Source organism: Micromonospora sp. WMMC264 (assembly GCF_027497275.1).
Taxonomy (GTDB): domain Bacteria; phylum Actinomycetota; class Actinomycetes; order Mycobacteriales; family Micromonosporaceae; genus Micromonospora; species Micromonospora chalcea.
Map to the genome: position 1 here is coordinate 5,565,265 of NZ_CP114907.1, position 19,623 is coordinate 5,584,887.

21 protein-coding genes, 1 tRNA gene and 1 pseudogene are annotated in these 19,623 nt (G+C 68.3%); 14 read left to right on the plus strand and 9 right to left on the minus strand.

The window, feature by feature from the left end; genetic code table 11:
* Window position 1: 1 nt before the first annotated feature.
* Window positions 2-1,216 carry a benzoate/H(+) symporter BenE family transporter gene (locus tag O7542_RS24560; RefSeq protein WP_113972227.1) on the minus strand — a complete coding sequence of 405 codons (1,215 nt, stop codon included), beginning with the start codon at window positions 1,214-1,216 and terminating at the stop codon, window positions 2-4.
* Between the two features lie 57 nt (window positions 1,217-1,273).
* On the opposite strand from O7542_RS24560, the gene O7542_RS24565 reads away from it, so the two are divergent.
* The 5 genes from O7542_RS24565 to O7542_RS24585 all read left to right on the plus strand — a co-directional run bounded on the left by O7542_RS24565 (window position 1,274) and on the right by O7542_RS24585 (window position 5,940).
* Window positions 1,274-1,837, plus strand: coding sequence for an XRE family transcriptional regulator (locus O7542_RS24565; protein ID WP_281605257.1), 564 nt, complete (start codon window positions 1,274-1,276; stop codon window positions 1,835-1,837).
* Between the two features lie 93 nt (window positions 1,838-1,930).
* Window positions 1,931-2,650 carry a protein phosphatase 2C domain-containing protein gene (locus O7542_RS24570; RefSeq protein WP_013283512.1) on the plus strand — a complete coding sequence of 240 codons (720 nt, stop codon included), beginning with the start codon at window positions 1,931-1,933 and terminating at the stop codon, window positions 2,648-2,650.
* Between the two features lie 52 nt (window positions 2,651-2,702).
* Window positions 2,703-3,902 carry a GNAT family N-acetyltransferase gene (locus O7542_RS24575; protein WP_187694287.1) on the plus strand — a complete coding sequence of 400 codons (1,200 nt, stop codon included), beginning with the start codon at window positions 2,703-2,705 and terminating at the stop codon, window positions 3,900-3,902.
* Window positions 3,903-3,941: 39 nt separating this feature from the next.
* Entirely contained in the window at window positions 3,942-4,691 is a 750-nt protein-coding gene (locus O7542_RS24580; RefSeq protein WP_281605258.1) for a ZIP family zinc transporter, read from the plus strand.
* A 97-nt stretch (window positions 4,692-4,788) separates the two neighbouring features.
* A complete protein-coding gene (locus O7542_RS24585) occupies window positions 4,789-5,940 on the plus strand; it encodes a hypothetical protein (RefSeq protein ID WP_281606502.1) in 1,152 nt (383 codons plus the stop codon).
* A gap of 442 nt (window positions 5,941-6,382) precedes the next feature.
* On the opposite strand, the gene O7542_RS24590 is transcribed toward O7542_RS24585, so the two are convergent.
* Both O7542_RS24590 and O7542_RS24595 read right to left on the minus strand, forming a co-directional pair.
* Window positions 6,383-7,465 (minus strand): NAD-dependent epimerase/dehydratase family protein, encoded by a 1,083-nt coding sequence (locus O7542_RS24590; protein ID WP_281605259.1) that lies wholly within the window; start codon window positions 7,463-7,465, stop codon window positions 6,383-6,385.
* A gap of 37 nt (window positions 7,466-7,502) precedes the next feature.
* Complete coding sequence (locus tag O7542_RS24595) at window positions 7,503-7,802, minus strand: hypothetical protein (protein WP_043327456.1); 300 nt, start codon at window positions 7,800-7,802, stop codon at window positions 7,503-7,505.
* 131 nt (window positions 7,803-7,933) lie between these two features.
* On the opposite strand from O7542_RS24595, the gene O7542_RS24600 reads away from it, so the two are divergent.
* A tRNA-Lys gene (locus O7542_RS24600) sits at window positions 7,934-8,005 on the plus strand.
* Window positions 8,006-8,138: 133 nt separating this feature from the next.
* Here the strand turns inward: O7542_RS24600 and O7542_RS24605 are convergent.
* The 3 genes and pseudogenes from O7542_RS24605 to O7542_RS24615 all read right to left on the minus strand — a co-directional run bounded on the left by O7542_RS24605 (window position 8,139) and on the right by O7542_RS24615 (window position 11,262).
* Window positions 8,139-8,663: an SMI1/KNR4 family protein gene (locus O7542_RS24605; RefSeq protein ID WP_281605260.1), complete on the minus strand. Its 525-nt coding sequence runs from the start codon at window positions 8,661-8,663 to the stop codon at window positions 8,139-8,141.
* Window positions 8,664-8,722: 59 nt separating this feature from the next.
* A pseudogene (locus tag O7542_RS24610) lies at window positions 8,723-9,033 on the minus strand (tyrosine-type recombinase/integrase); the annotation flags it as partial.
* A 231-nt stretch (window positions 9,034-9,264) separates the two neighbouring features.
* Complete coding sequence (locus tag O7542_RS24615) at window positions 9,265-11,262, minus strand: hypothetical protein (RefSeq protein ID WP_281605261.1); 1,998 nt, start codon at window positions 11,260-11,262, stop codon at window positions 9,265-9,267.
* Window positions 11,263-11,800: 538 nt separating this feature from the next.
* Here O7542_RS24615 and O7542_RS24620 point away from each other — a divergent pair.
* Both O7542_RS24620 and O7542_RS24625 read left to right on the plus strand, forming a co-directional pair.
* A complete protein-coding gene (locus O7542_RS24620; RefSeq protein ID WP_281605262.1) occupies window positions 11,801-12,775 on the plus strand; it encodes a Shedu immune nuclease family protein in 975 nt (324 codons plus the stop codon).
* A gap of 107 nt (window positions 12,776-12,882) precedes the next feature.
* Window positions 12,883-13,188: a hypothetical protein gene (locus O7542_RS24625; RefSeq protein ID WP_281605263.1), complete on the plus strand. Its 306-nt coding sequence runs from the start codon at window positions 12,883-12,885 to the stop codon at window positions 13,186-13,188.
* 33 nt (window positions 13,189-13,221) lie between these two features.
* Here the strand turns inward: O7542_RS24625 and O7542_RS24630 are convergent, their stop codons facing one another.
* Window positions 13,222-13,446: a winged helix-turn-helix domain-containing protein gene (locus tag O7542_RS24630; RefSeq protein ID WP_281605264.1), complete on the minus strand. Its 225-nt coding sequence runs from the start codon at window positions 13,444-13,446 to the stop codon at window positions 13,222-13,224.
* A gap of 260 nt (window positions 13,447-13,706) precedes the next feature.
* Here O7542_RS24630 and O7542_RS24635 point away from each other — a divergent pair, with 260 nt between their 5' ends.
* The 6 genes from O7542_RS24635 to O7542_RS24660 all read left to right on the plus strand — a co-directional run bounded on the left by O7542_RS24635 (window position 13,707) and on the right by O7542_RS24660 (window position 17,265).
* A complete protein-coding gene (locus O7542_RS24635; RefSeq protein ID WP_281606503.1) occupies window positions 13,707-14,114 on the plus strand; it encodes a hypothetical protein in 408 nt (135 codons plus the stop codon).
* A gap of 511 nt (window positions 14,115-14,625) precedes the next feature.
* Window positions 14,626-14,901 (plus strand): type II toxin-antitoxin system prevent-host-death family antitoxin, encoded by a 276-nt coding sequence (locus tag O7542_RS24640; protein WP_274477148.1) that lies wholly within the window; start codon window positions 14,626-14,628, stop codon window positions 14,899-14,901.
* A complete protein-coding gene (locus O7542_RS24645; RefSeq protein ID WP_184681101.1) occupies window positions 14,898-15,155 on the plus strand; it encodes a Txe/YoeB family addiction module toxin in 258 nt (85 codons plus the stop codon). The genes O7542_RS24640 and O7542_RS24645 overlap by 4 nt, the downstream gene beginning before the upstream one ends.
* Window positions 15,156-15,319: 164 nt before the next feature.
* Window positions 15,320-15,505, plus strand: a complete 186-nt coding sequence (locus O7542_RS24650) for a hypothetical protein (protein ID WP_281605265.1) — start codon at window positions 15,320-15,322, stop codon at window positions 15,503-15,505.
* A gap of 492 nt (window positions 15,506-15,997) precedes the next feature.
* Window positions 15,998-16,654, plus strand: a complete 657-nt coding sequence (locus O7542_RS24655; RefSeq protein ID WP_348651583.1) for a class I SAM-dependent methyltransferase — start codon at window positions 15,998-16,000, stop codon at window positions 16,652-16,654.
* 92 nt (window positions 16,655-16,746) lie between these two features.
* Window positions 16,747-17,265, plus strand: a complete 519-nt coding sequence (locus tag O7542_RS24660; protein WP_043327473.1) for a cupin domain-containing protein — start codon at window positions 16,747-16,749, stop codon at window positions 17,263-17,265.
* 82 nt (window positions 17,266-17,347) lie between these two features.
* On the opposite strand, the gene O7542_RS24665 is transcribed toward O7542_RS24660, so the two are convergent.
* Window positions 17,348-18,832 (minus strand): endo-1,4-beta-xylanase, encoded by a 1,485-nt coding sequence (locus O7542_RS24665; RefSeq protein ID WP_281605266.1) that lies wholly within the window; start codon window positions 18,830-18,832, stop codon window positions 17,348-17,350.
* A 278-nt stretch (window positions 18,833-19,110) separates the two neighbouring features.
* Window positions 19,111-19,539 (minus strand): helix-turn-helix domain-containing protein, encoded by a 429-nt coding sequence (locus O7542_RS24670; protein ID WP_281605267.1) that lies wholly within the window; start codon window positions 19,537-19,539, stop codon window positions 19,111-19,113.
* Window positions 19,540-19,623: the final 84 nt, after the last annotated feature.

Below are 19,623 nucleotides of genomic sequence, written 5' to 3' on the forward strand. Positions count from 1 at the left end.
GTCACCCGGCCCGGCTGGGAACCGGCGGGGCGGGTTCCGCCTCGGGCGACCCGGCCGGCGGGGACGCGGCCGCGCGGCGGCGGAACAGCAGCAGCATCAGCCAGCCCGCGACCAGCCCCCAGAACGCGCCGCCCACCCCGAACAGGCTCACCCCGGAGGCGGTGACCACGAACGTCACCACCGCCGCCTCCCGCGCGTCCGGCTGGGCCACAGCCGCCGCGACAGCCCCGGCCAGCGCGCCGAGCAGGGCGAGCCCGGCGACGGCCTCGACCAGCACCGGCGGGGAGAGCAGCACCAGTGTGGTGGCCACGCCCGCGCCGAGCCCGAGCAGCGCCAGCCCGATCCCGGCGGTGACCGAGGCGATCCAGCGCCGTTCCGGGTCCGGGTGGGCGTCCGGCCCGGCCGCCAGCGCGGCGGTGATCGCGGCCAGGTTCACCGCGTGCCCGCCGGCCGGAGCGCCGAGGGCGGTGGCGAGCCCGGTCACCCGCAGCGCCGAGCCCAGCGGGGCCCGATAGCCGTAGCCGGCGAGCACGGCGGTGCCGGGCACGTTCTGGGCGGCCATGGTGACCAGGAACAGCGGCAGGGCGAGCCCGACGACGGCGGGCAGCGTCCAGGCCGGCGCGGTGAGCGCGACGACCGGCGCGGCGTCCATCCGGGCCGGGCCGGAGGTGGTGAGCGCGATCGCCACCACCGCCACGGCGAGCGCGCCGGGTACCGCCCAGCGGCGGGCGAACCGGTGCAGCAGGAGCCAGACCAGCACCACCGGCCCGGCCAGCCGGGGCACCTCCACGAGGGCGCGTACGGGCGCCGTACACAGCGGCAGCAGCACCCCGGCGAGCATGGCGGAGGCGATCGGGGCGGGGATCGCGGCGACCGCGCGGCCGAGCGCGGGGATCAGCCCGGCGGCGACGATCAGCAGGCCGGCGAGCAGGAAGGCGCCGACCGCGGCGGGCCAGCCGCCGGTGACCGGCCCGGTGGCGACGAGCAGCGCCGCGCCCGGCGTGGACCAGGCGATCGACAGTGGCAGCCGGTGCCGCAGGCCGAGCCAGACCGCGCAGGCGCCACTGGCGACGCAGAGCGCGAGCAGGCCGGAGGCGGCCTGGTCCCGGTCGGCGCCGACGGCGCGCAGCCCGGCCAGGACGACTGTGAACGAGCTGGCGAAGCCGACCAGGGCGGTCACCACGCCGGCCAGGACGGGTTGGAGCCGACCCCCCATGCTCTCCTCCTCCGCCGTTCCGTTTACGGAACGGCACGGTGTAGCACGATAGCCCTCATGACAGCCGCCGCACCACCCGATGACCGGGGCGCCCGGGAGGTCGGCCGGCGCATCCGCTCGCTCCGCACCGAACGGGGCATCTCCCTGTCCGAGCTGGCCCGCCTCGCGGGCGTCGGCAAGGCCACGCTCTCCGGCCTGGAGAACGGCGTACGCAACCCCCGGCTTGAGACCCTGTACGCGATCACCGCGCAGCTCGGCGTGCCGCTGACCGCCGTACTCTCCGCGCCCGAGCAGGCACCGACCGTACGCGGGGCGGCTGTCGGCGCCACGCTGCTGGAGGTCTTCGGCGACCGGGAGGCGACCTTCGAGCTGTACCGGATGTGGGTCACCCCGGGTCCGGCGCAGCTCTCCCCCGCCCACTCCAGCGGCGTGACCGAGCACGTCACAGTCTTCTCCGGCGTACTGCGAGCCGGCCCGGTCGACTCCCCGCTCACCGCCGGTCCGGGCGGCTACCTGCGGTGGGTCTCCGACGTGCCGCACACGTACGCGGCGGTGGGTGAGGAGGAGGTCCACGCGAGCCTGCTGCTGCGTTATCCTCGACCGTCCACACCGGACAGTTGACGCATACCCAGGATGCAAGCGGATGACATTTCTTTCAGCAGACCCGCCACCGCGTAGAGACGCGGAGCCGTTCTTCTTGGCAAGCTTGTCCTCATGACGCTCATCCTCCGCTCGGCCATCCTCAACGACGTCGGCCTCGTCCGGACCAACAACGAGGACTCCGCCCTCGCCGGTGACCGCCTCGTGGCGGTGGCCGACGGCATGGGCGGGCTCCCCGCCGGCGAGGTGGCCAGCGAGATCGTCATCCGGATCCTGGACGAGCTGACCCCGCCCACCGGCGCCGACGAGGCGGCCGACGCGCTGCGCGCCGTGGTCAGCACCGCCAACCAGCGCATCCGCGCGGCCATCACCGTCGACCCGGCCCGCGACGGCATGGGCACGACGCTGACCGCCGCCCTGCTCGCCGGGGACACCCTGGTGCTCGCCCAGGTCGGCGACTCCCGCTGCTACCTGCTGCGCGACCACGAGCTGACCCAGCTCACCCGCGACGACACGTTCGTGCAGGCGCTCGTCGACCAGGGCGCGCTCTCCCGCGACCAGGCCCGCCACCACCCGCAGCGTTCGCTGGTCACCCGCGCGGTGCAGGGCTCCGACGCGCCACCCGCCGTCGGGGCGCTCACCGTGTTCCCCGGCGACCGGCTGCTGCTGTGCAGCGACGGCCTCTCCGACTACGTGGAGGACGCCGCCATCGCGGCGGCGCTCGCCACCTACGGCGACCGCCAGCAGTGCGGCGAGCAACTGGTGAAGCTGGCCCACCAGGCCGGCGCGCCGGACAACGTGACAGTGGTCATCTCGGACGTCACCGAGGCGTGAGTCGGCGTCCTTTCCGGTTGCGGAGCGCGCCCGCTGCGGTTGGGATGAACGGATGCACATCCGCCGGCTGGCCGCCGATGAACGACTGACCACCAGCTTCCCGCTCCAGGCGTACGCGTTCGAGGCCTCGCCGATGGGCGCCTCCCGGACCGACCAGTTCCGCGCCTACCTGCCGTACAACGCCGGGAACACGACACTGGTGGCCGAGGAGGACGGCGTCACCGCGGCGGCGGTCTCGGCGATCCCGATGCGGCAGAACCTGCGCGGCGCCGTGCTGCCGATGGCCGGTGTCGCGGGCGTGGCCACCCACCCGCTGGCCCGCCGGCGCGGACACGTCCGCACGCTCATGCACCAGCTCCTCGACGGCATGCGGGACGAGGGGCAGCAGCTCAGCGCGCTGCACCCGTTCCGCGCCTCGTTCTACGAGCGCTTCGGCTACATCGGGCTGCCCCGGCGGCGTACCGCTGTCTTCAACCCGGCGGACCTGGCGCCGCTGCTGCGCGCCGAACTGCCCGACGAGCTGGTCTGGGAGCGGATCGGCACCGGCTATGCGCGGTGGCGCGCGTACACCGAACGGTGCCTGCGGGAACGGCACGGCTTCGCGGTCTTCCCGGACTTCCGGGCGGTCGGGCTGCGCGACCGCGACGACCGCTGGCTGGTCAGCGTGGTGCGCGGCGGCGAGACGGTCGGCGCTGTCACCTACCGGATCGACGACCACGCCGGCACGCTGCACGCCGACGACCTGCTCGTCGACGACCCGTACGCCCGGGCGTCGGTGCTCCAGTTCTTCGCCCGGCACGTCGACCAGGTGGCCCGGATCAGCGTCCAGATTCCCCCGGACGAACTGCCGGAGCTGTGGCTCACCGACCTCGACGTGCAGGTGGAGGCGAGGGTGGCCCGGCCCGACCCGACCGCGCCGATGGCCCGGCTGCTCAGCCTGGACGCGCTCGCCGACCAGCCGGTCGGGGTGGGCCGGGTGCTGATCGAGGTGGTCGGCGACCGCTGGCTCGCCGGCCGGCACCTGCTCGACGGCACCACCGGCAAGCTCGCGGTGCTGCCCGCGCAGACCACCGCCGAGGGCGGCGTGCCGGCCGCGCGGCTCACCGCCGCCGGGCTGTCCGCCCTGGCGTACGGGGTACTCGACCCGGCCGAGGTGGTGGTACGCGGCCTGGGCGACGTGCCGGTGGACGCGGCCGGTGAGCTGCGCCGCCTCTTCCCCCGCGAACTGCCGCACCTGTTCGCCGACTTCTGACCCGGTTGGCGGCACGCGGCCGGGGGTAGGGTCCAGCGCGTGCCGGAATGGCTGGAAGCGGGATTCTGGGGCCTGCTCGCCGGGTCGGCCCTGCTGATCGGGGCGGCCGTCGGGTTCTTCGCGCGCGTACCGCGCCGGACGACCGCCTCGGTGATGGCGTTCGGGGCGGGCGTGCTGCTGTCCGCCGTCTCGTTCGAGCTGATCGACGAGGCGCACGAGCAGGGCGGCCTGCGGCCGGTGGTGATCGGCGCGGCGATCGGCGCGCTCGCGTACACCGGGGCGAACGTCCTGCTGGCCCGGCACGGCGCGCGGCACCGCAAGCGCTCCGGCGACGAGCAGCCCTCCGAGCGGGAGCAGCCCGGCTCGGGTACGGCCATCGCTGTCGGCGCGCTGCTCGACGGCGTACCCGAATCGGTGGTGATCGGCGCGAGCCTGCTCGCCGGCGGCCCGGTCAGCCTGGTCACCGTCATCGCGGTCTTCCTCAGCAACGTGCCGGAAGGGCTGTCCAGCGCGGCCGGGATGCGGCAGGCCGGACGCACCCGGCGCTACGTGTTCGGGCTGTGGACGGCCATCACGTTGATCTCCGGCGCGGCGGCGCTGGCCGGGTACACGCTGCTCGGCGGCGCGCCGCCGGAGGTGCTGGCGACGATCACCGCGCTCGCGGCGGGTGCGATCCTCGCGATGATCACCGACACGATGGTGCCGGAGGCGTTCGCGGACGCGCACCTGCTGGTCGGGCTGATCACCGTGCTCGGCTTCCTGGTCGCGTTCGCGCTGTCGCACGCCTGACCGTCGCGCGGCCGCTCGCTGCGGCTTAGCGGCGGGTTAAGGATCGGCTGTGGAGTCGTGCCGGGGCGGCCGGGCCTCCTAGCATCGAGCGGTGCGCGTGAAGTCGGCTGTCACTCTCCTCGTCCTCGCCCTGGCGACGGCGACGCTGCCCGCCTGCGGCGACGAGCCGGCCCCCGCACCCGCCGCCGACCCCGGCTCGCCGGCCGGTCCGGCAGCCGCCCCGTCGCCCTCGCTCTCCCCGAGCGGGCGTTCCGGACTCGGCAGCGCCCGGCCGAGCCCCACCCCCGCCACAGTGGCGTTCCGCGCCGGCAACCCCGCGGGCCGGGCGAGCGCGCCAGCCGAGGCGCGTCCGGTGGACACCTCGCGCCCGACCCGTACCGTCGGTAGCGGCACCCCGGCGAGCTGCACCTCCGAGGCGGTGGTGAAGGCCGTCGCGGCCGGCGGCGTCATCACCTTCGACTGCGGGCCCGCGCCGGTCACCATCACCATGAAGGCCACCGCCAAGGTGGTGAACTCGCACGGCCCGCGCATCGTGCTGGACGGCGGCGGCACTGTCACGCTCAGCGGCGGCGGCAAGCGCCGCATCCTCTACATGAACACCTGCGACCAGGCGCAGGGCTTCACCACCTCGCACTGCCAGAATCAGGACCACCCGCAGCTCACCGTGCAGAACCTGACGTTCGCCGACGGCGACTCCACCGGCGAGCGGACCGAGGGCGGCGGGGGCGGGGCGATCTTCGTCCGGGGCGGGCGGTTCAAGGTGGTCAACTCGCGGTTCGTCGGCAACCGCTGCGACCGTACCGGCCCCGACCTGGGCGGCGCGGCGCTGCGCGTGCTCAGCCAGTTCGAGAACAAACCGGTGTACGTGGTGAGCAGCACCTTCACCGGCGGAGTGTGCGCCAACGGCGGGGCGCTGAGCAGCATCGGCGTCTCCTGGACGGTGCTGAACAGCGTCTTCCGCGACAACCGGGCGGTCGGCACCGGCGCGAACCCGGCCCGGGGCGGCACGCCGGGTGGTGGCAGCGGCGGCGCGATCTACTGCGACGGCAACGAGTTCGCGGTACGGATCGCCGGCACGGTGATCGAGGACAACAGCGCGAACGAGGGCGGCGGCGCAATCTTCTTCGTCAGCAACAACCGCACCGGCACGCTGCAGATCGACAGTTCGACGCTGCGCCGCAACCCGAGCAGAGGCTTCGAGACCAAGGGCCACCCCGGCATCTTCTTCCTGGGTGCCCAAATCTCCTGACCCCCTCCCTGCCCTGCCCTGCCTCGCCCCGCCTCGCCCCGCCTCGCCTCGCCTCGCCCCGTCGATCATGAAGTTGGCGGCCTCGCCATCGGCGTGTCGCGCCGTCAACCTCATGATCGCCGCCTGAACAGCCGGCGCATGGACGCTGCCCTCACCCCGCCCCGTCGATCATGAAGTTGCCGGTCCCGATATCGGCGTGTCGACCCGCCAACTTCATGATCACCGGCCAGTCCTCCGCCCTACGGCCCCCGCCCCACCCGCCCCACCCTCGCACCCGCCCTTTCAACTCGGTGATCAAGGAGTTTGTGTTCCAGTTGATCTCTGCGCGTGACACAAACTCCTTGATCAACAGGGCGGGGTGGGGCGGGGTGGCGGGGTGGGGCGAGGGCGGGGCCGACGCCGGAGCGGATGGGACAGCGGCGGGCAGCGGCGATGGGTGGGATCAGTAGGGGTTGGGGTGGCCGGGGAGGTGGCCTCGGGTCAGGGCTGCGGGGCGGCCGGGGAGGGTCGGGTCCGGGGACAGCGGCGGGGAATCCGTGCCGGCTCTCGTGGCCATGCCGGTAAACAGGTCCTTCAGGGCGGTCACCGTGTCGACCGCCGGGGTCCAGCCCAGTTCGGTCTCGGCGCGGTGGCTGGACATCAGCGGCACGTTCAGCGCCAGGTCGACCCAGCCGGTGTCGACCGGTTGCAGCCGCGCCCGCCAGGTCAACGCCGCCGCCGCGCGCAACACCGGCGTCGCCACCGGCACCGTCCAGCCGTGGAAGTGCCGGGCCACCAGCTCCGGCGTCAGCACCGGGTCGGCCGCCACGTTGAAGGCGCCGCTCGCATCCCCCAGAACCGCCCGGGCGTACGCGTCGGCCACGTCGTCGGCGTGCACCGCCTGCATCCGCAGTCGCTTGTTCGACGGCACCAGCGGAATGCGGCCGTACCGGAGAAGGCGCACCGGCGCCAGCGGGCCGAGGAAGTAGCGGCTGATCTCCGTACCGGCCTCCCGCTGGAAGATCAGCCCCGGGCGCAGCCGTACCACCCGGAGCTTCGGGTGCTCCCGCTGCACACCGTCGAGCAGCGCCTCCACCTCCGCCTTGTCCCGGCTGTACGACGACGTCTCCACCCCGGTCGCCGGCCAGTTCTCGCTGACCGGATGGTTCTTCGGGCCGGGCGCGTAGGTGCCGACCGATGAGGCGTACACCAGGGCCGGAACGCCGACCCGGACGACGGCCTCGATCACCGCGCGGCTGCCGCCGACGTTGGTCCGGTAGAGCGTGCGGCGGTCGTGGCTGGGCTGGATCTGCCAGGCCAGATGCACCACCGCCCGCGCCACGGCGAAGATCCGCACGAGCTGGTCGGCCGCCCCGGGCGCGCCGATGTCGCAGGAATGCCACTCCACGTCGGCGTACGGCTCACCGGCGTCCGGTCCGGGCAGCCGGCGCGCGACGCCCACCAGTTCCGCTTCTGCCTCCCGCCGCAGCCGGCGCAGCACGGCCGTCCCCACGTTGCCGGTCGCTCCCACGATCACGATGCGCATGTCCGGTGCGGTACCCGCTGAACCGGGCAGCAACCGCTCACGGACGGGGGTTCGTGCGCACCCAGCCCTTCTCCCGATCGCGGCGACCCGACGTGGCGGCCAGGCAGCGCGGGCAGACCCAGCCTTCCGGGTCGGCCTCGGTGAGGACGTCGGTGCCGGAGTAGTCGAACGGCACGTGCGGGAAGCGGCGCAGGCGGGTACGGCTCAGCGGCAGCCCGCACAGCGTCTGGTTCTGGCCCGGCAGCCAGGCGTGCACCTCGCCGCCGGGCCGGCGTACGCCGTCGGCGCCCGGGACCTCGCGGGAGGCCGCGACGGCGGCGGTGCTGGTCACTCGCATGGTTGCCCCGGTTCCCCGGGCGGGGAGGTTCACGCCTCGCGCCTGGCGCGTCGCCTGGTTCGGGTCTGAAGATCGACAGGCGGTGGAAGCCGCGAGCTTAGGGCGGGTGGGTTCCGGTAACCTGAGCGGGCGGGCCGCTAGCTCAATGGCAGAGCTGTGGACTTTTAATCCATAGGTTCAGGGTTCGAGTCCCTGGCGGCCCACTCCGTTCCAGCTCAGCGGCCCTTTCGCGGGGTCGCTGTCTTTGTCAGCACGGCTCGTACAGCAGCGAAGTACAGCAGTAGGGGCCTTACCGATCCAGCGCGCTGCCGAGCCGCTGCCCATGCCGCACGCCAGCTACCGGCAGAGTGAGCCGATCAACTCCTCGAAGTCGGGGAACTCTTCCCGCGCTCCGGTGATGACCTCATTCGCCGACCTGCGGTGCGAGGGTGCCCAGCGTTGGGCGATCTCCGCGAGGCGGATGTCCGTGCGCGGCTCATGTTCGTGATCGGGGTAAGCCGTCGCTTCCCACGGACCGAAGCCGTCGGCGAGAAGCCACAGGTAGTCCCACAGGTTCTGCGCCACGACGCCCATCTCGCCCTCCGAGCCGAGAAACACCACCGGCTGCTGCTCGATCGGTTCACCACGGCGCACGACCCAAAAGGCGGCAAGACCACCAGTGCCGTCCTGCCCGAAGGCCCGGAACTCGGACCCGTCCAGCTCCCCATCTCCCGTCCACGCCCGCCACCACTCGGCAATCTCGCCCGAGTCGAGAAAGTGGGAGTACGGCTCGAAGTCGACGCCGGCCCCATCCCTGTAGTCGAAGCCGACCTCATGAGCTTCGGCCAGCGGAGTCGGCAACGTACGACCATCGTGATCCACGGCAGCACCCTAACCAGGAGGACCGACGGGACGCCGACAGCGCATCGATAAGGGGCCCTTCACCGATCCAGCGCTTGGCCGAGCCGCTTGAGCGCGTCGCGGGTGGCCGCCGAGGAGACCACCGTGTAGATCTCTCCATGGTGATGGCGAACTGGGCGTGCCGGAGGATCTGCATCGCCACCCGGGGGTGCACGTCCAGGTCCGCCAGGAGCGAGGCGCAAGTCCGTCGGGCGTCCCTGACGGTGATCCGGCGGACGCCGGCTGCGTCACAGCGCCGGTCCCAGAAGCGGTTGAAGTTGCGCGGCTCGACCGGCCGACCGTAGCGGGTGGTGAAGATCAGATCCGACGGCTGCCAGGCCGGGCCGGCCGCGTCGGCGAGCTGGCGGCGGTCGCGGGGTCGCGGTCACTGCGCCTCCGGCGGGGGCGCTCCGGCTCCAGGATGGCCGGGGCTCCGCCGGCGGGTGACGGTCCGTGGGTGGTGGCGGTAGGCCATCCCGCCTGCCCTCGACCCGGGCGAGCCGAGCAGACCACCGCCCCCCAGGAGGGCGGGTCGAGGGCAGACGGGATGGCGAGAAGATGGGGGGCGGCATAGGAGTCGCGGCTACGAAATCTTTCGCACGATTGCGTCGTACCGATCTTCGATGTGGTCTTCTTTAAGCTTCCCATTCTTTGCCTGACGAACGAACACTTTGAGGTCACGAATCCCGAGCGGAAGCACGAGCCCGCCCTTGTCGCTGGATATTCGTTTAATGTGCGTGAGGTAGCTGGCTTGCATTTCACCTCGAAATGCAATGACCGCAAACTTGCCCATAGCGTCGCTCAAATAATAGCTGACCTGCTGGAAGTCATCGGCCTTCAGGTCTTGATAGTTCTTACACTCCCAGATTGCCTGCATGGCATTGTAGCGATGCCGGATCCTCGCCCAAAAGCCCGTGTGGGCGCGGATGGCGGCCACCCAGTCTCGAATGGCCTCGCCGTCGACCGTGCGAACACGCGACTCGACATTCTCTAGCGCTCTAAAGAAGCACAACCGAAGAACGTCGCCAACAGCCTCCTCGAAGTCCTTAGCACCCGGCCTGCCCAGCGGGATAGAATCCAAGCGCTCTTCAAGTTCGACAAGGTGCTCCTGATACTCTGTGAGATTGAGGCCGCCTGGCAATTCGCTCACAAGTCCGACCCGGCCCAGCTCTGTGGCCTCGGGAAGCTCTCGGACAAGGCTGTCTTGCAGGTCAAGGGCATCCCAGTAGCACTTGTGCACCTCGATGGTTACATCGGAATCGATCGCCGGCGGGCTCGTGTCTTGAGGGCCCAATGCTCTGAATTTGAGCGATCGGCCAGGCTTTTGCAGGCCCACGAACCCGATGTTGTAAAGTAGTCGAACGAAAAGTTCGGGTGCTTGGTTGTCGAAGATCCATGAGGCACAAAGCCGCTTCACCTCGCCATCTGCCAGCAGCCCTCGGATCAGAGCCTCAATTCCACTAAGCGTGAATCTCTGGCCCAGACCATAGAAACGAGTGAGCACAACGGCGATCTGTGGGTAGTTTTCAGCGTATTCATCGCCGAGGTCCTTTAACCGGTTGTCCGAAAACTTGCGGCGGGCTCCCTCGACATCTTCAAGCAGGATGCGATCGTGGCCCCGTTCCCTTGCCCCGTCGATCGCGTGAGAAACATAGATGAGGACATCTCGGGGGCGGTCGTGGCAAAAGTCAAAGATGTCTCTACGGGCCGCGGCTCCGTCTTCAAAGAAGGCATCCCATGTTGCACCACCCAGGGCAATCTTCGCGGTCAGAGCGCGATTTAAGCGTTTTTCTACGAGCTCCACGAGCTGTCGCTGGGTCCATCCCAAGCCCGCAATTGAGGTCTCCAGGCGGGAGGATTCCGAATCACGCGCCCGCACTCGCTCGAAGATGTTTTCTCTCAGGAAGATCAGAGCCCTTGCCCATGGGATCTGGGTAGAGACCTCAAGGCAAGCGTGTAGGAATGCCGTGAGATAAGTGAGCGCTTGGTCGGAAGCGTCCCAAAAATCATCAATGCTATCTATCAAGAGCGTGTAGCTTCCGCCGCCACGGAGTTGCTTCATCGATTCGACAAGAGATTTTGTTTGCTTATTTGCAGAAACGATCTGCTGGTCGTCTTCGGACGCAACGGCTCGGGCTACCTCGGCTATCGCAGATAGGGCGCGTGTATCGAAGTCGACCTGGCAGGGCCCCTCAAGTTCCGCCGAAACTGTTTCGTTCAATTCGGCGTAGGTGCGGTGATGTTCTCGCCAAAGCAAAAGGAGTTCACCGAGCAGGACTCGCTTGAAGGCGGATACCAGTGCACGGAAGGGGCCCTTCCGTGGATTTTGAAAAAGACTTAAGTCGAAAGCCGTTGATGCGGGCGAGAAAATCTCGGGTATAACGACTCTGGCGTGATCGCCGTGCAGTTCGCAGTAACTACGAAGAGCGGTTTTGCCGGTACCTCTCCGTCCAACGAAGAAGTACTTGCCGCTACTAGGGTCCAAGGCGGCATTGAAGGCGGGCGTGTGGACGTAGACGTTCGGATCTCCGAGGGCTGGATCGTACTCAGCAAAGGACTGGCCCACGTTGAGCTTGTCCATTACCCCCTTCGGTAGGAGTGTGCCGGCAGGCTTGGGAGGAGTCGCGGGTGCAGTGACGGCCTGTAACTGCCTCTTACTCCGGCCCCTACGCGTCACTTGTGCCTCCATCGATCCGAACGTCCGGTTCATCGTTGCAGACGGAGATCGGTTGAGCGACTGTCCGTGCGGGTGCAAGTTGTGGCTGGTCGATGTCGACCCTGGAGCGTCCCAGTCCCGGCCTCTTAGCCTGCATGTCCAGTTCTCTGCATCGTCGCGCTCTCGCCACAGCCATGGGCCGACAAGATCATCGGGCACAAGCCGGGCACAACTGACATCGACAAGGGCTGTCAACCGACGTAAGGCAACGAGAGGTCCGGCCCAGGTCAGGACGCCGATCCGCCCGATCTGAGATGATCGGCGGCCCGCTGGACGGGTTCAGGGTTCAAGTCCGCGCTGTGCCCCACCAGCTCGTCAGGCAGGAGGGGGCAGTGGTGAACAAGGTTCCAAATCTCGGACCTGTCACTCGACAAGCCATGGCGACTGCGTGTATGGAAGGTCGGTGGACTTCGAACCCCGGCTTCAACGGATTACAACACTGCGGATCCGCCGAAGCGCTGTCAGGCGCGCGTTCATCAAGAGGCTATATGCCGACTTTGGCGGGACCTGTGGAGCCGGCGACTGCCCTTACCCATCTCGGCTTCCCGACGGCACGCCGATCTTACAGGTTGTTTATATAAAGTCAGCCATGCCCGGAGCGCCCCGGTATGACCCCGACACGGCCGCTTCAGGGGAGGCGGCGTACGAAAACCTTCTTCTGCTTTGTCCCAGCCATCACGAATTAATCGATCGCCTGCCCGATGAGTACACCGCAGAGCGGTTAGCCTTGATGCGCCAGCGGCACATTGACCGCGTCGCAACCATTATTTCCTCCCTCAATAGCGAGGCCGCTCCACTCTCTCGCGCTAATCGGTTTCGAGAGGCGCTGGATATTTGGGAGTCGGAGCGGCTTAACACTTCCGAAGGTTTTTGGCAGAGGTTGTTTCGGGGCCGGCCTGAGCTGTTGATGCCCACCCTCAGCGGTCGTCCGTATGTGCTTAACGAGCAGTGTTACGTTGGTGGCAAATCCGTAGCGAATCACGGCGGCAGAGTGGCCGATTTCCTAGTGCAATGTTACGGGAATGCTGTCCTGGTTGAGCTAAAGACGCCTTCCACCAAACTCGTGGGAGTTCAGTACCGCAACAATGCATACCCGCCATCAGCGGAGCTGATGGGAGCCTGCGTGCAGGCGTTGGAGTATCGCATGACTCTCATGAACTACCTTCATTCACTTCGCCATGAATCGCCGGAGTTGACCGCACATAGTCCTACCGCTGTAGTTATCGCGGGGGACGCTCACCAGACTCCCTTGACCGAGCCGCAAAGGCGTTCTTTCGAGATATTCCGAACATCGCTCAAGGATCTCAGCATCATTACGTATGATGAGCTGTTTCTTGGGATAGAGAACTTGGCGGAAATGCTTGATCCGTCGACGTAGCGGTGTCGCTGCAGGCAAGCGCTCCCGTAGCTCCTAGGCGAGGCGCCCCTGCAGCGAGTGAGCGAATAGGCGAAAACCCACGCCTCGGCTGCCTCCATCACGCCATCATGCTGTTCCCGCAGATGGCTACTTCCTACGTGCTGACGGCCGAAGCTTGGGTCGTCTCAGTTCCCGTCTCGTTCATGGCAAACCAGGGGCAATCGACAACGTCCACCTCCTTGCCCGCACCTGCGGCACGGACGCTGTCAACCGGACACGAACGGCACTGGGCGGACCTGGAAAGCCGCATGGCAGAACGGCTGCCGACAGCAACGGCGCCGGACGGCAGCGCACTGACGAGCGTAGGCACGGACGAAACCCCGAGCGTGCAGCCGTTGCCGAACGTGTGCGGGCGAGACGCACAGCGCCTGTAGGCGAGGCATCCGGACCGGCCTATTGCCCAAGGCCTACCTCGGCAGGGGGCTAGTTACGTACACGCCCTTGCCTTGCCGGCCGTCGATCAGGCCCTCAGCTTTAAGCAAGAGCATGGCAGCGCGGATGACGGTGTTGCTGACCTCGTAGTGCTCGCAGAGGGCGGCGAACGAGGGCAGCTTGTCGCCCGGCTTCAACTGTCCGGAGCTGATCTGCTCGCGGATATCTCGGGCGACCTGCAGGTAGGCAGCTTCAGACATAGGTGGTGCTCCCAGCTTGGCGGCTGGTGCAAGCAGACCACATCGCGGGCTCGACTTACAACGCTATGTGTCGTAGCTGTTGACCCTGCGCACATTGCGTTCTAAGTTGCTCGTGGGGCTACCCAGCTTGGCGGCCGGGTGTCCTGCCGTGGGTGCCCTGTCTCTGGACACGGCTGGCGGGGTGCCCACGGACCCCATGCGTCGGCGGGAGGCGCGATGACCGGACCGAACGATGCGAGTGCTTCGACCACAGATGCCAGCTGCTCTGCCCGGGATATCGGCCCTTCGCAGCAGGGGTCGGAGAACAAAGGGCGCGTGTCCTACGACGAGTACCTCCTGGCAGTAGCGCTCACCCTCGCCCCGCGGCACCGGCCGGTCTGGTCCTGGCGCAAGTGGCGGCGGATCTGCCGTTGCGGAGCCGATCTGCCCTGCCACGCCCGGCACCGCATCCCCATCAACCGCGGCCACTGGCCAGGAGAGGAGACGCAGTGAGAGCCGACCAGGAGCACGCGATCCTGGCCGTACACGTCCGAGGGATCGACGGCATGTGCGTCGGCTGCCGCGCCTGGTGGTCGCGCCTGGCCCCGTACCCGTGTTGGCAGTTGGACTGGGCCACCAGCCGGCGGGCGCGGACGATCACGACCCGCATCCTCGGCGGTGTGCGGTGACCACCCACGGCCCGGTCATGCCGATCTGGAGCTGCGGCGGCTGCAACGCCGCTTGGCCCTGCCCGACCCGCAGGCGGGAGCTACAGGCCGAGTTCGCCGACGCCCCGGTCTCCCTCGCCCTCTACCTCGGCTCCTACCTCGTCCAGGCCGCCGAAGACCTGACGTGGGTGCCGGCCGGCGCCCTGCACCGCAGGTTCCTCGGATGGACTCGGGGAACGGGCGGCACCGTGCCAGCAGTACAGCAGCGAAGTACAGCAACCGTGCCAGCCGAACCATGCCGAGAAGCACGCCAGCAGGCCGGATGACCTCGCACTGCACCTGATCCAGCCAGCTCGCCGGCAATCCATAGGTTCAGGGTTCGAGTCCCTGGCGGCCCACTCTTCCGCAGGTCAGCAGCCTTCCCGGACGCCTGTCGAACCGCGATCCCGGTGCCGTACAGCAGGCGACCAGGAGTTGGGCCAACATCGCCCGCCTGAGGTACAGTTTTCTGTACCTGCCCTGGAGGTGGCCCATGCGGACCGTGAACTTCACCCAACTGCGCCAGAACCTAGCCGCCGAACTCGACAGCGTCATCAACGACGCCGAGGAAGTGGTGGTGACCCGCTCGGGCCACGAACCGGTGGTCATCGTCCCGCTTGCCGAGTACGAGGCGATGAAGGAAACCGAATACCTCCTGCGCAACCCGGCCAACGCCGCAGCCCTGCGCCGATCGATCGCCGAGCTTGAGCAGGGTGACGCGGCTGAGCGGGACCTCGTCGACCCGGCCACCGTGCGAGACGTCGCGTGAGGCTGGTCTTCACCGCGACGGCCTGGAATCAGTACCTCAGCCACACCGACCGCAAGTTGGTCAAGCGCATCAACGACCTGATCACGGACGTGATGCGCAACGGATACGAGGGCATCGGCAAGCCGGAGCCCTTGCGGGGAGAGCTGTCCGGCTTCTGGTCCCGCCGGATCGATCGCGAACACCGGCTGGTGTACCGGATCACCAAGGACGACGTCGAGATCATCGCCTGCCGCTACCACTACGGCGACCGCTAGCGGACTTGACCGAACCAGGAGCCCTTGCCGTCATGGGTCGAGCGTCTGACCAAGTCGCTTGAGCAAGCCGCGGGTGACCGCCGACGAGACCACCGAGAAGCAGACCGACAGCACGCTTCGCTATGCGTTGGTGCCTTCGATCCAGTGCCACCATGGAGTGCCCCATGAGCGCAGACCAAAGCCCCATACGGGAGTACACCGGCTTGATCTGGATTGACGACGATCCCGGCATCCGCCTACGCATCCTCGCCAGGTCGCTCGATGAGGCGACCACCAACGTGATCAAGGAGTACGGAGACGGGCACGTCATCTCCATCTGGAGCGAAGAAGACGCATCAAGGGCCCGGTAGCGCTGCCGCATCGCGCCACACCTGACGACACGTCCGACTCATCAGAAGGCAGAAAGAGCGACAGCAGCGACCGACGGCAGACGCATATTGAACCGACAAGACCATCGGGCACAACTGCGGTCGACAAGCGCTGTCAACGGCTGTGAGGGAACGGGATCGTCTCCTTCACCTGGTAGATCGACGACGGACCTAACGGCGGACAGCCAGGGGAAGGCGTCGATCACCTACACGCCGACGCAGAACTACCAGACGTACACATTGTCGGTGACGGGTCACAAGGCGGACGGCACCGACACCGATGTCACCCGCTACTACATCTACGTGACCAACAGCGGCTGACGACGACGCGGTACGCGGCCGGCCGCTCGGGTGCCCCCACGCTAACGCTCGTTAGGTCTATGGTCAGCGACCATGATGAATACGAATCGCAATCTGGGGCTGGGGCACGGCAGCGCATTCGGCGAGCGTGGGGTGGCGAAGAGGCTCGGCACATTGAGCCGGCACACATCGCTGACCGGCCGGCGATTACTGGAGATCGGCTGCGGGGACGGCACGTACACGATGCGGCTGGTCGACGCGTTCGCGCAGATCGAGGCCGTCGACATCCAGCAGGATCGGCTGAAACTGTTCCGGGAGCGGCTGGCCGGCGATCCGGCGGCGGCCCGGAAGATCAACGTACGGGAGTTGTCCGCCACCGAGCTGGACTACCCGGACGGCAGCTTCGACCTGGTCACCGCCATCGAGGTGGTGGAGCACATCGACGACCTGGATGCCGCCCTGCGGCAGGTCCACCGCGTGCTCGTGCCCGGCGGCCGGTTCGCGCTGACGACGCCCAACCGGTGGTTCCCGTTCGAGACGCACGGCTTCCTGATCCGGGGCCGGCGGTACCGGCCGGCGCGGGGCCCGTTCCTGCCGTGGATCGTGCCGCTGCACCGTCGGCTCTCCGACGCCCGTTCCTTCACCGCCCGTGGCTTGTCCGCGCAGCTGCGGCGGGCCGGGCTGGAGCCGGTAGCGGTGGACTACATCATGCCGCCGTTCGACAGGTCGCGCTTCGGGCGTCGCATCCGGCCGGTGACCGACGCGATCGAACGCTCGCCGTTGAAGTTCTTCGGCATGGCCCTGGCGGTTGTCGCCCGCCGCCCGGCATGACGGTCCCAGCACGGGAAGCGCCCAGGTTTAGCAGCTTGCCGGATGGCTATGAGGGGAATCGATCCGCAGACCGACGATCGAGGAGAAAGCCGATGGCCAGCGGTGCGATCCCGTCCGACGATCCGACCCGTACCCTCGTCCATGCCCGGCCCGACGACCCCGGCCTGGCGCACCTCGCCATCGCGGGCGGCACCTACACGATCCTGGTCACCGGTGAGCAGACGGCCGGCCGGTACTGCCTGATCGACATGCGGGTTCCGCCGGGTGGTGGGCCGCCTCCGCACCGGCACGACTTCGAGGAGATGTTCACGGTGCTCGACGGGGCGGTGGAGTTCACGTTCCGGGGCGAGCAGACCGTCGCGCGGGCCGGGGAGACGGTGAACATTCCGGCGAACGCGCCGCATTTCTTCCGCAACTCCTTCGACCAGCCGGCGCGGCTGCTGTGCATGTGCACGCCGGCCGGGCAGGACGAGTATTTCCTGCGCGTCGGCGACCGGGTGGACGGTCCCACTTCGCCGCCGCCGGCTCTCACCGAGGAGGAGCAGGCCGAGCGCCGGAACCGGGCCGCCGCGCTGGCCGCCGACTACCGCACGGAGTTGCTGATCGGCTGACACCGGCAGCACGCGAGCACCACGAAACGGCTCACCGCCGTGGCCGAGACCACGACGGTGAGCCGTTTTCCGTACGCGAAGGTCAGCTCGTCGCGACGAGCTGGAACCGCTGGTTGGCCTGGCCGTTGCAGTCGTAGATCTGCACCTGCTGGCCGTTGCCGGTGCCCCAGACGTCGAGGCAGCGGCCGGACTGGGCTCCGGTGATGGTGCCGTTGGAGTTGACGTTCCACTGCTGGTTCGTCTGGCCGTTGCAGCTGTAGATCTGGACCGCCGAGCCGTTGCCGGAGCCGGCGGCGTCCAGGCACATCGAGCCGTACACGGTCAGCTGCCGGCTGGAGGTGTAGGTCCACCGCTGGTTGGTCTGGCCGTGGCAGTCGTAGAGCTGCACCCGGGTGCCGTTGCTCTGCGAGGAGTTCGGCACGTCGATGCACCGGCCGGACTGGTTGCCGACGATCCGGCTCGCGCCGGTGGTCGGCGGCGGCGTGGTCGGTCCGCCGGTCGGCCCGGCGGTCGGGGACACGGTCGGCGAGACGGTCGCGGTCGGCGTGGGGTTGGGCGACGCGGAGTTGAGGACGTTGAGGACCGAGTTGTACGCGGCCTTCTTGTTGCCTCCGCCGTCGAACAGCAGCGGGCTCTCGTTCGAGCGCCACGAGTCGCTGTCACGCACGCCCCACACGGTGATGCCGATGCAGCGCGGCACGTTGATGCACGCCTGCGTCAGACCGGCGTACTGGCTGGTCGAGGAGTTCGTGACGTCGACCTCGGTCAGCGCCACGTCCACACCCAGCGCGGCGAAGTTCTGCAGCGTGGTCTGGAAGTTGCCGGGCAGCGAGCTGCCACCGGTGAAGTGGGTCTGCAGACCCACGCAGTCGATCGGGACACCACGGGACTTGAAGTCCCGGATCATGTTGTACACGCCCTGCGTCTTGCCGTACGACCAGTTCTCGATGTTGTAGTCGTTGTAGCAGAGCTTGGTCGACGGGTCGGCCGCGCGAGCGGTGCGGAACGCGACCTCGATCCAGTCGTTGCCGGTGCCCTGCAGGTTCGACTGCCGACGGCTGCCGTCCTCGTTGAACGCCTCGTTCACCACGTCCCACGCGGCCAGCTTGCCCTTGTAGTGGGCCATCACGCCGTTGATGTGGTCGATCATCGCCTGACGCAGGTTGCTGCCGTTCAGGCTCTGCATCCAGCCCGGCTGCTGCGCGTGCCACGCGAGGGTGTGGCCGCGGACCTGGAGACCCCGCTGGGTGGCCCAGTTGTAGATCTGGTCGCCGGAGGAGAAGTTGAACTGGCCCCGGTTGGGCTGGAGCGCTTCCGGCTTCATCTCGTTCTCGGCGGTGATCATGTTGAACTCACGCGCCGCGATCGTGCTGTACGTCGAGTCGCCCAGTCGGTTCGCCGCGATGGCGGTGCCGAAGTAGCGGCCCGACTGTGCTGCGGCGGCACCGAGCGTGCTCGCCGCCGCCTGGGCAATGGTGGGCACCACGAGCGCGGCGCCGGCGAGAGCCAGCGCGCTGCTGACGGCGGCCAGCACCACGCGGTGGCTGCGCCTCGGTAGATGTTTCATGACACTCCTCTGCATATCGGACGATGATGCGCTGGCGATGCCCGGCCTGACGCGAGTGGAGTAGGCGGTGCGCCCACCCCCCGCGTCACTGCCCTGAAACTTTTCGAAGATGTACCGGTAACTTCCCTGGGAAGATATCCGCGACGGCACGATCGGTCAATGTCGATGTCGACGCGAACATGGACTCAACCGGCTGATCAGCGCGGGAGTCCATGGATGACCGTGCGAGCGAAGGGCGCCGAGAAGCGCGAGCACGACCGAAAGTTTCGGGGATCCGGTCAGTGACCGGCGGCGTCGTACCGCTCGCGGTTGGCGTGCACCTCGTCCATGTGCGCCTCGGCCCACAGCTTCATGCCGTACATCAGCCGGTGCAGCGACTGACCGAGGTCGGTCAGCTCGTAGGTGACAGTCACCGGCACGCTCGGCGTCACGGTCCGGGTGACAAGGCCGTCGCGTTCCAGTGAGCGCAACGTCTGGGTGAGCATCTTCTGGCTGACCCCGGCCAGCCGCCGCGACAGCTCGGAGTAGCGCATGACCCGCGGTTCCGCGTTGCGGTCGGGCCCGTCGCGGCCGAGCGCGGCCAGGATCAGCGCCACCCACTTGTCGGAGATCCGGTCCAGGAGTTGCCGGCTCGGGCAGCCGGCGAGGAACGCGTCGTACTCCTCCCGCGCCTGCGCCCGCTTCTCCGCCGCCGTCTGCGTCGGCATCGTCCGCGCCTCCTACCCGGGGGTACCCAACGCACTCCGAAGTGCGTACTTCCCGATGGAAAGTTACCCCTCCATCGTGGAGCA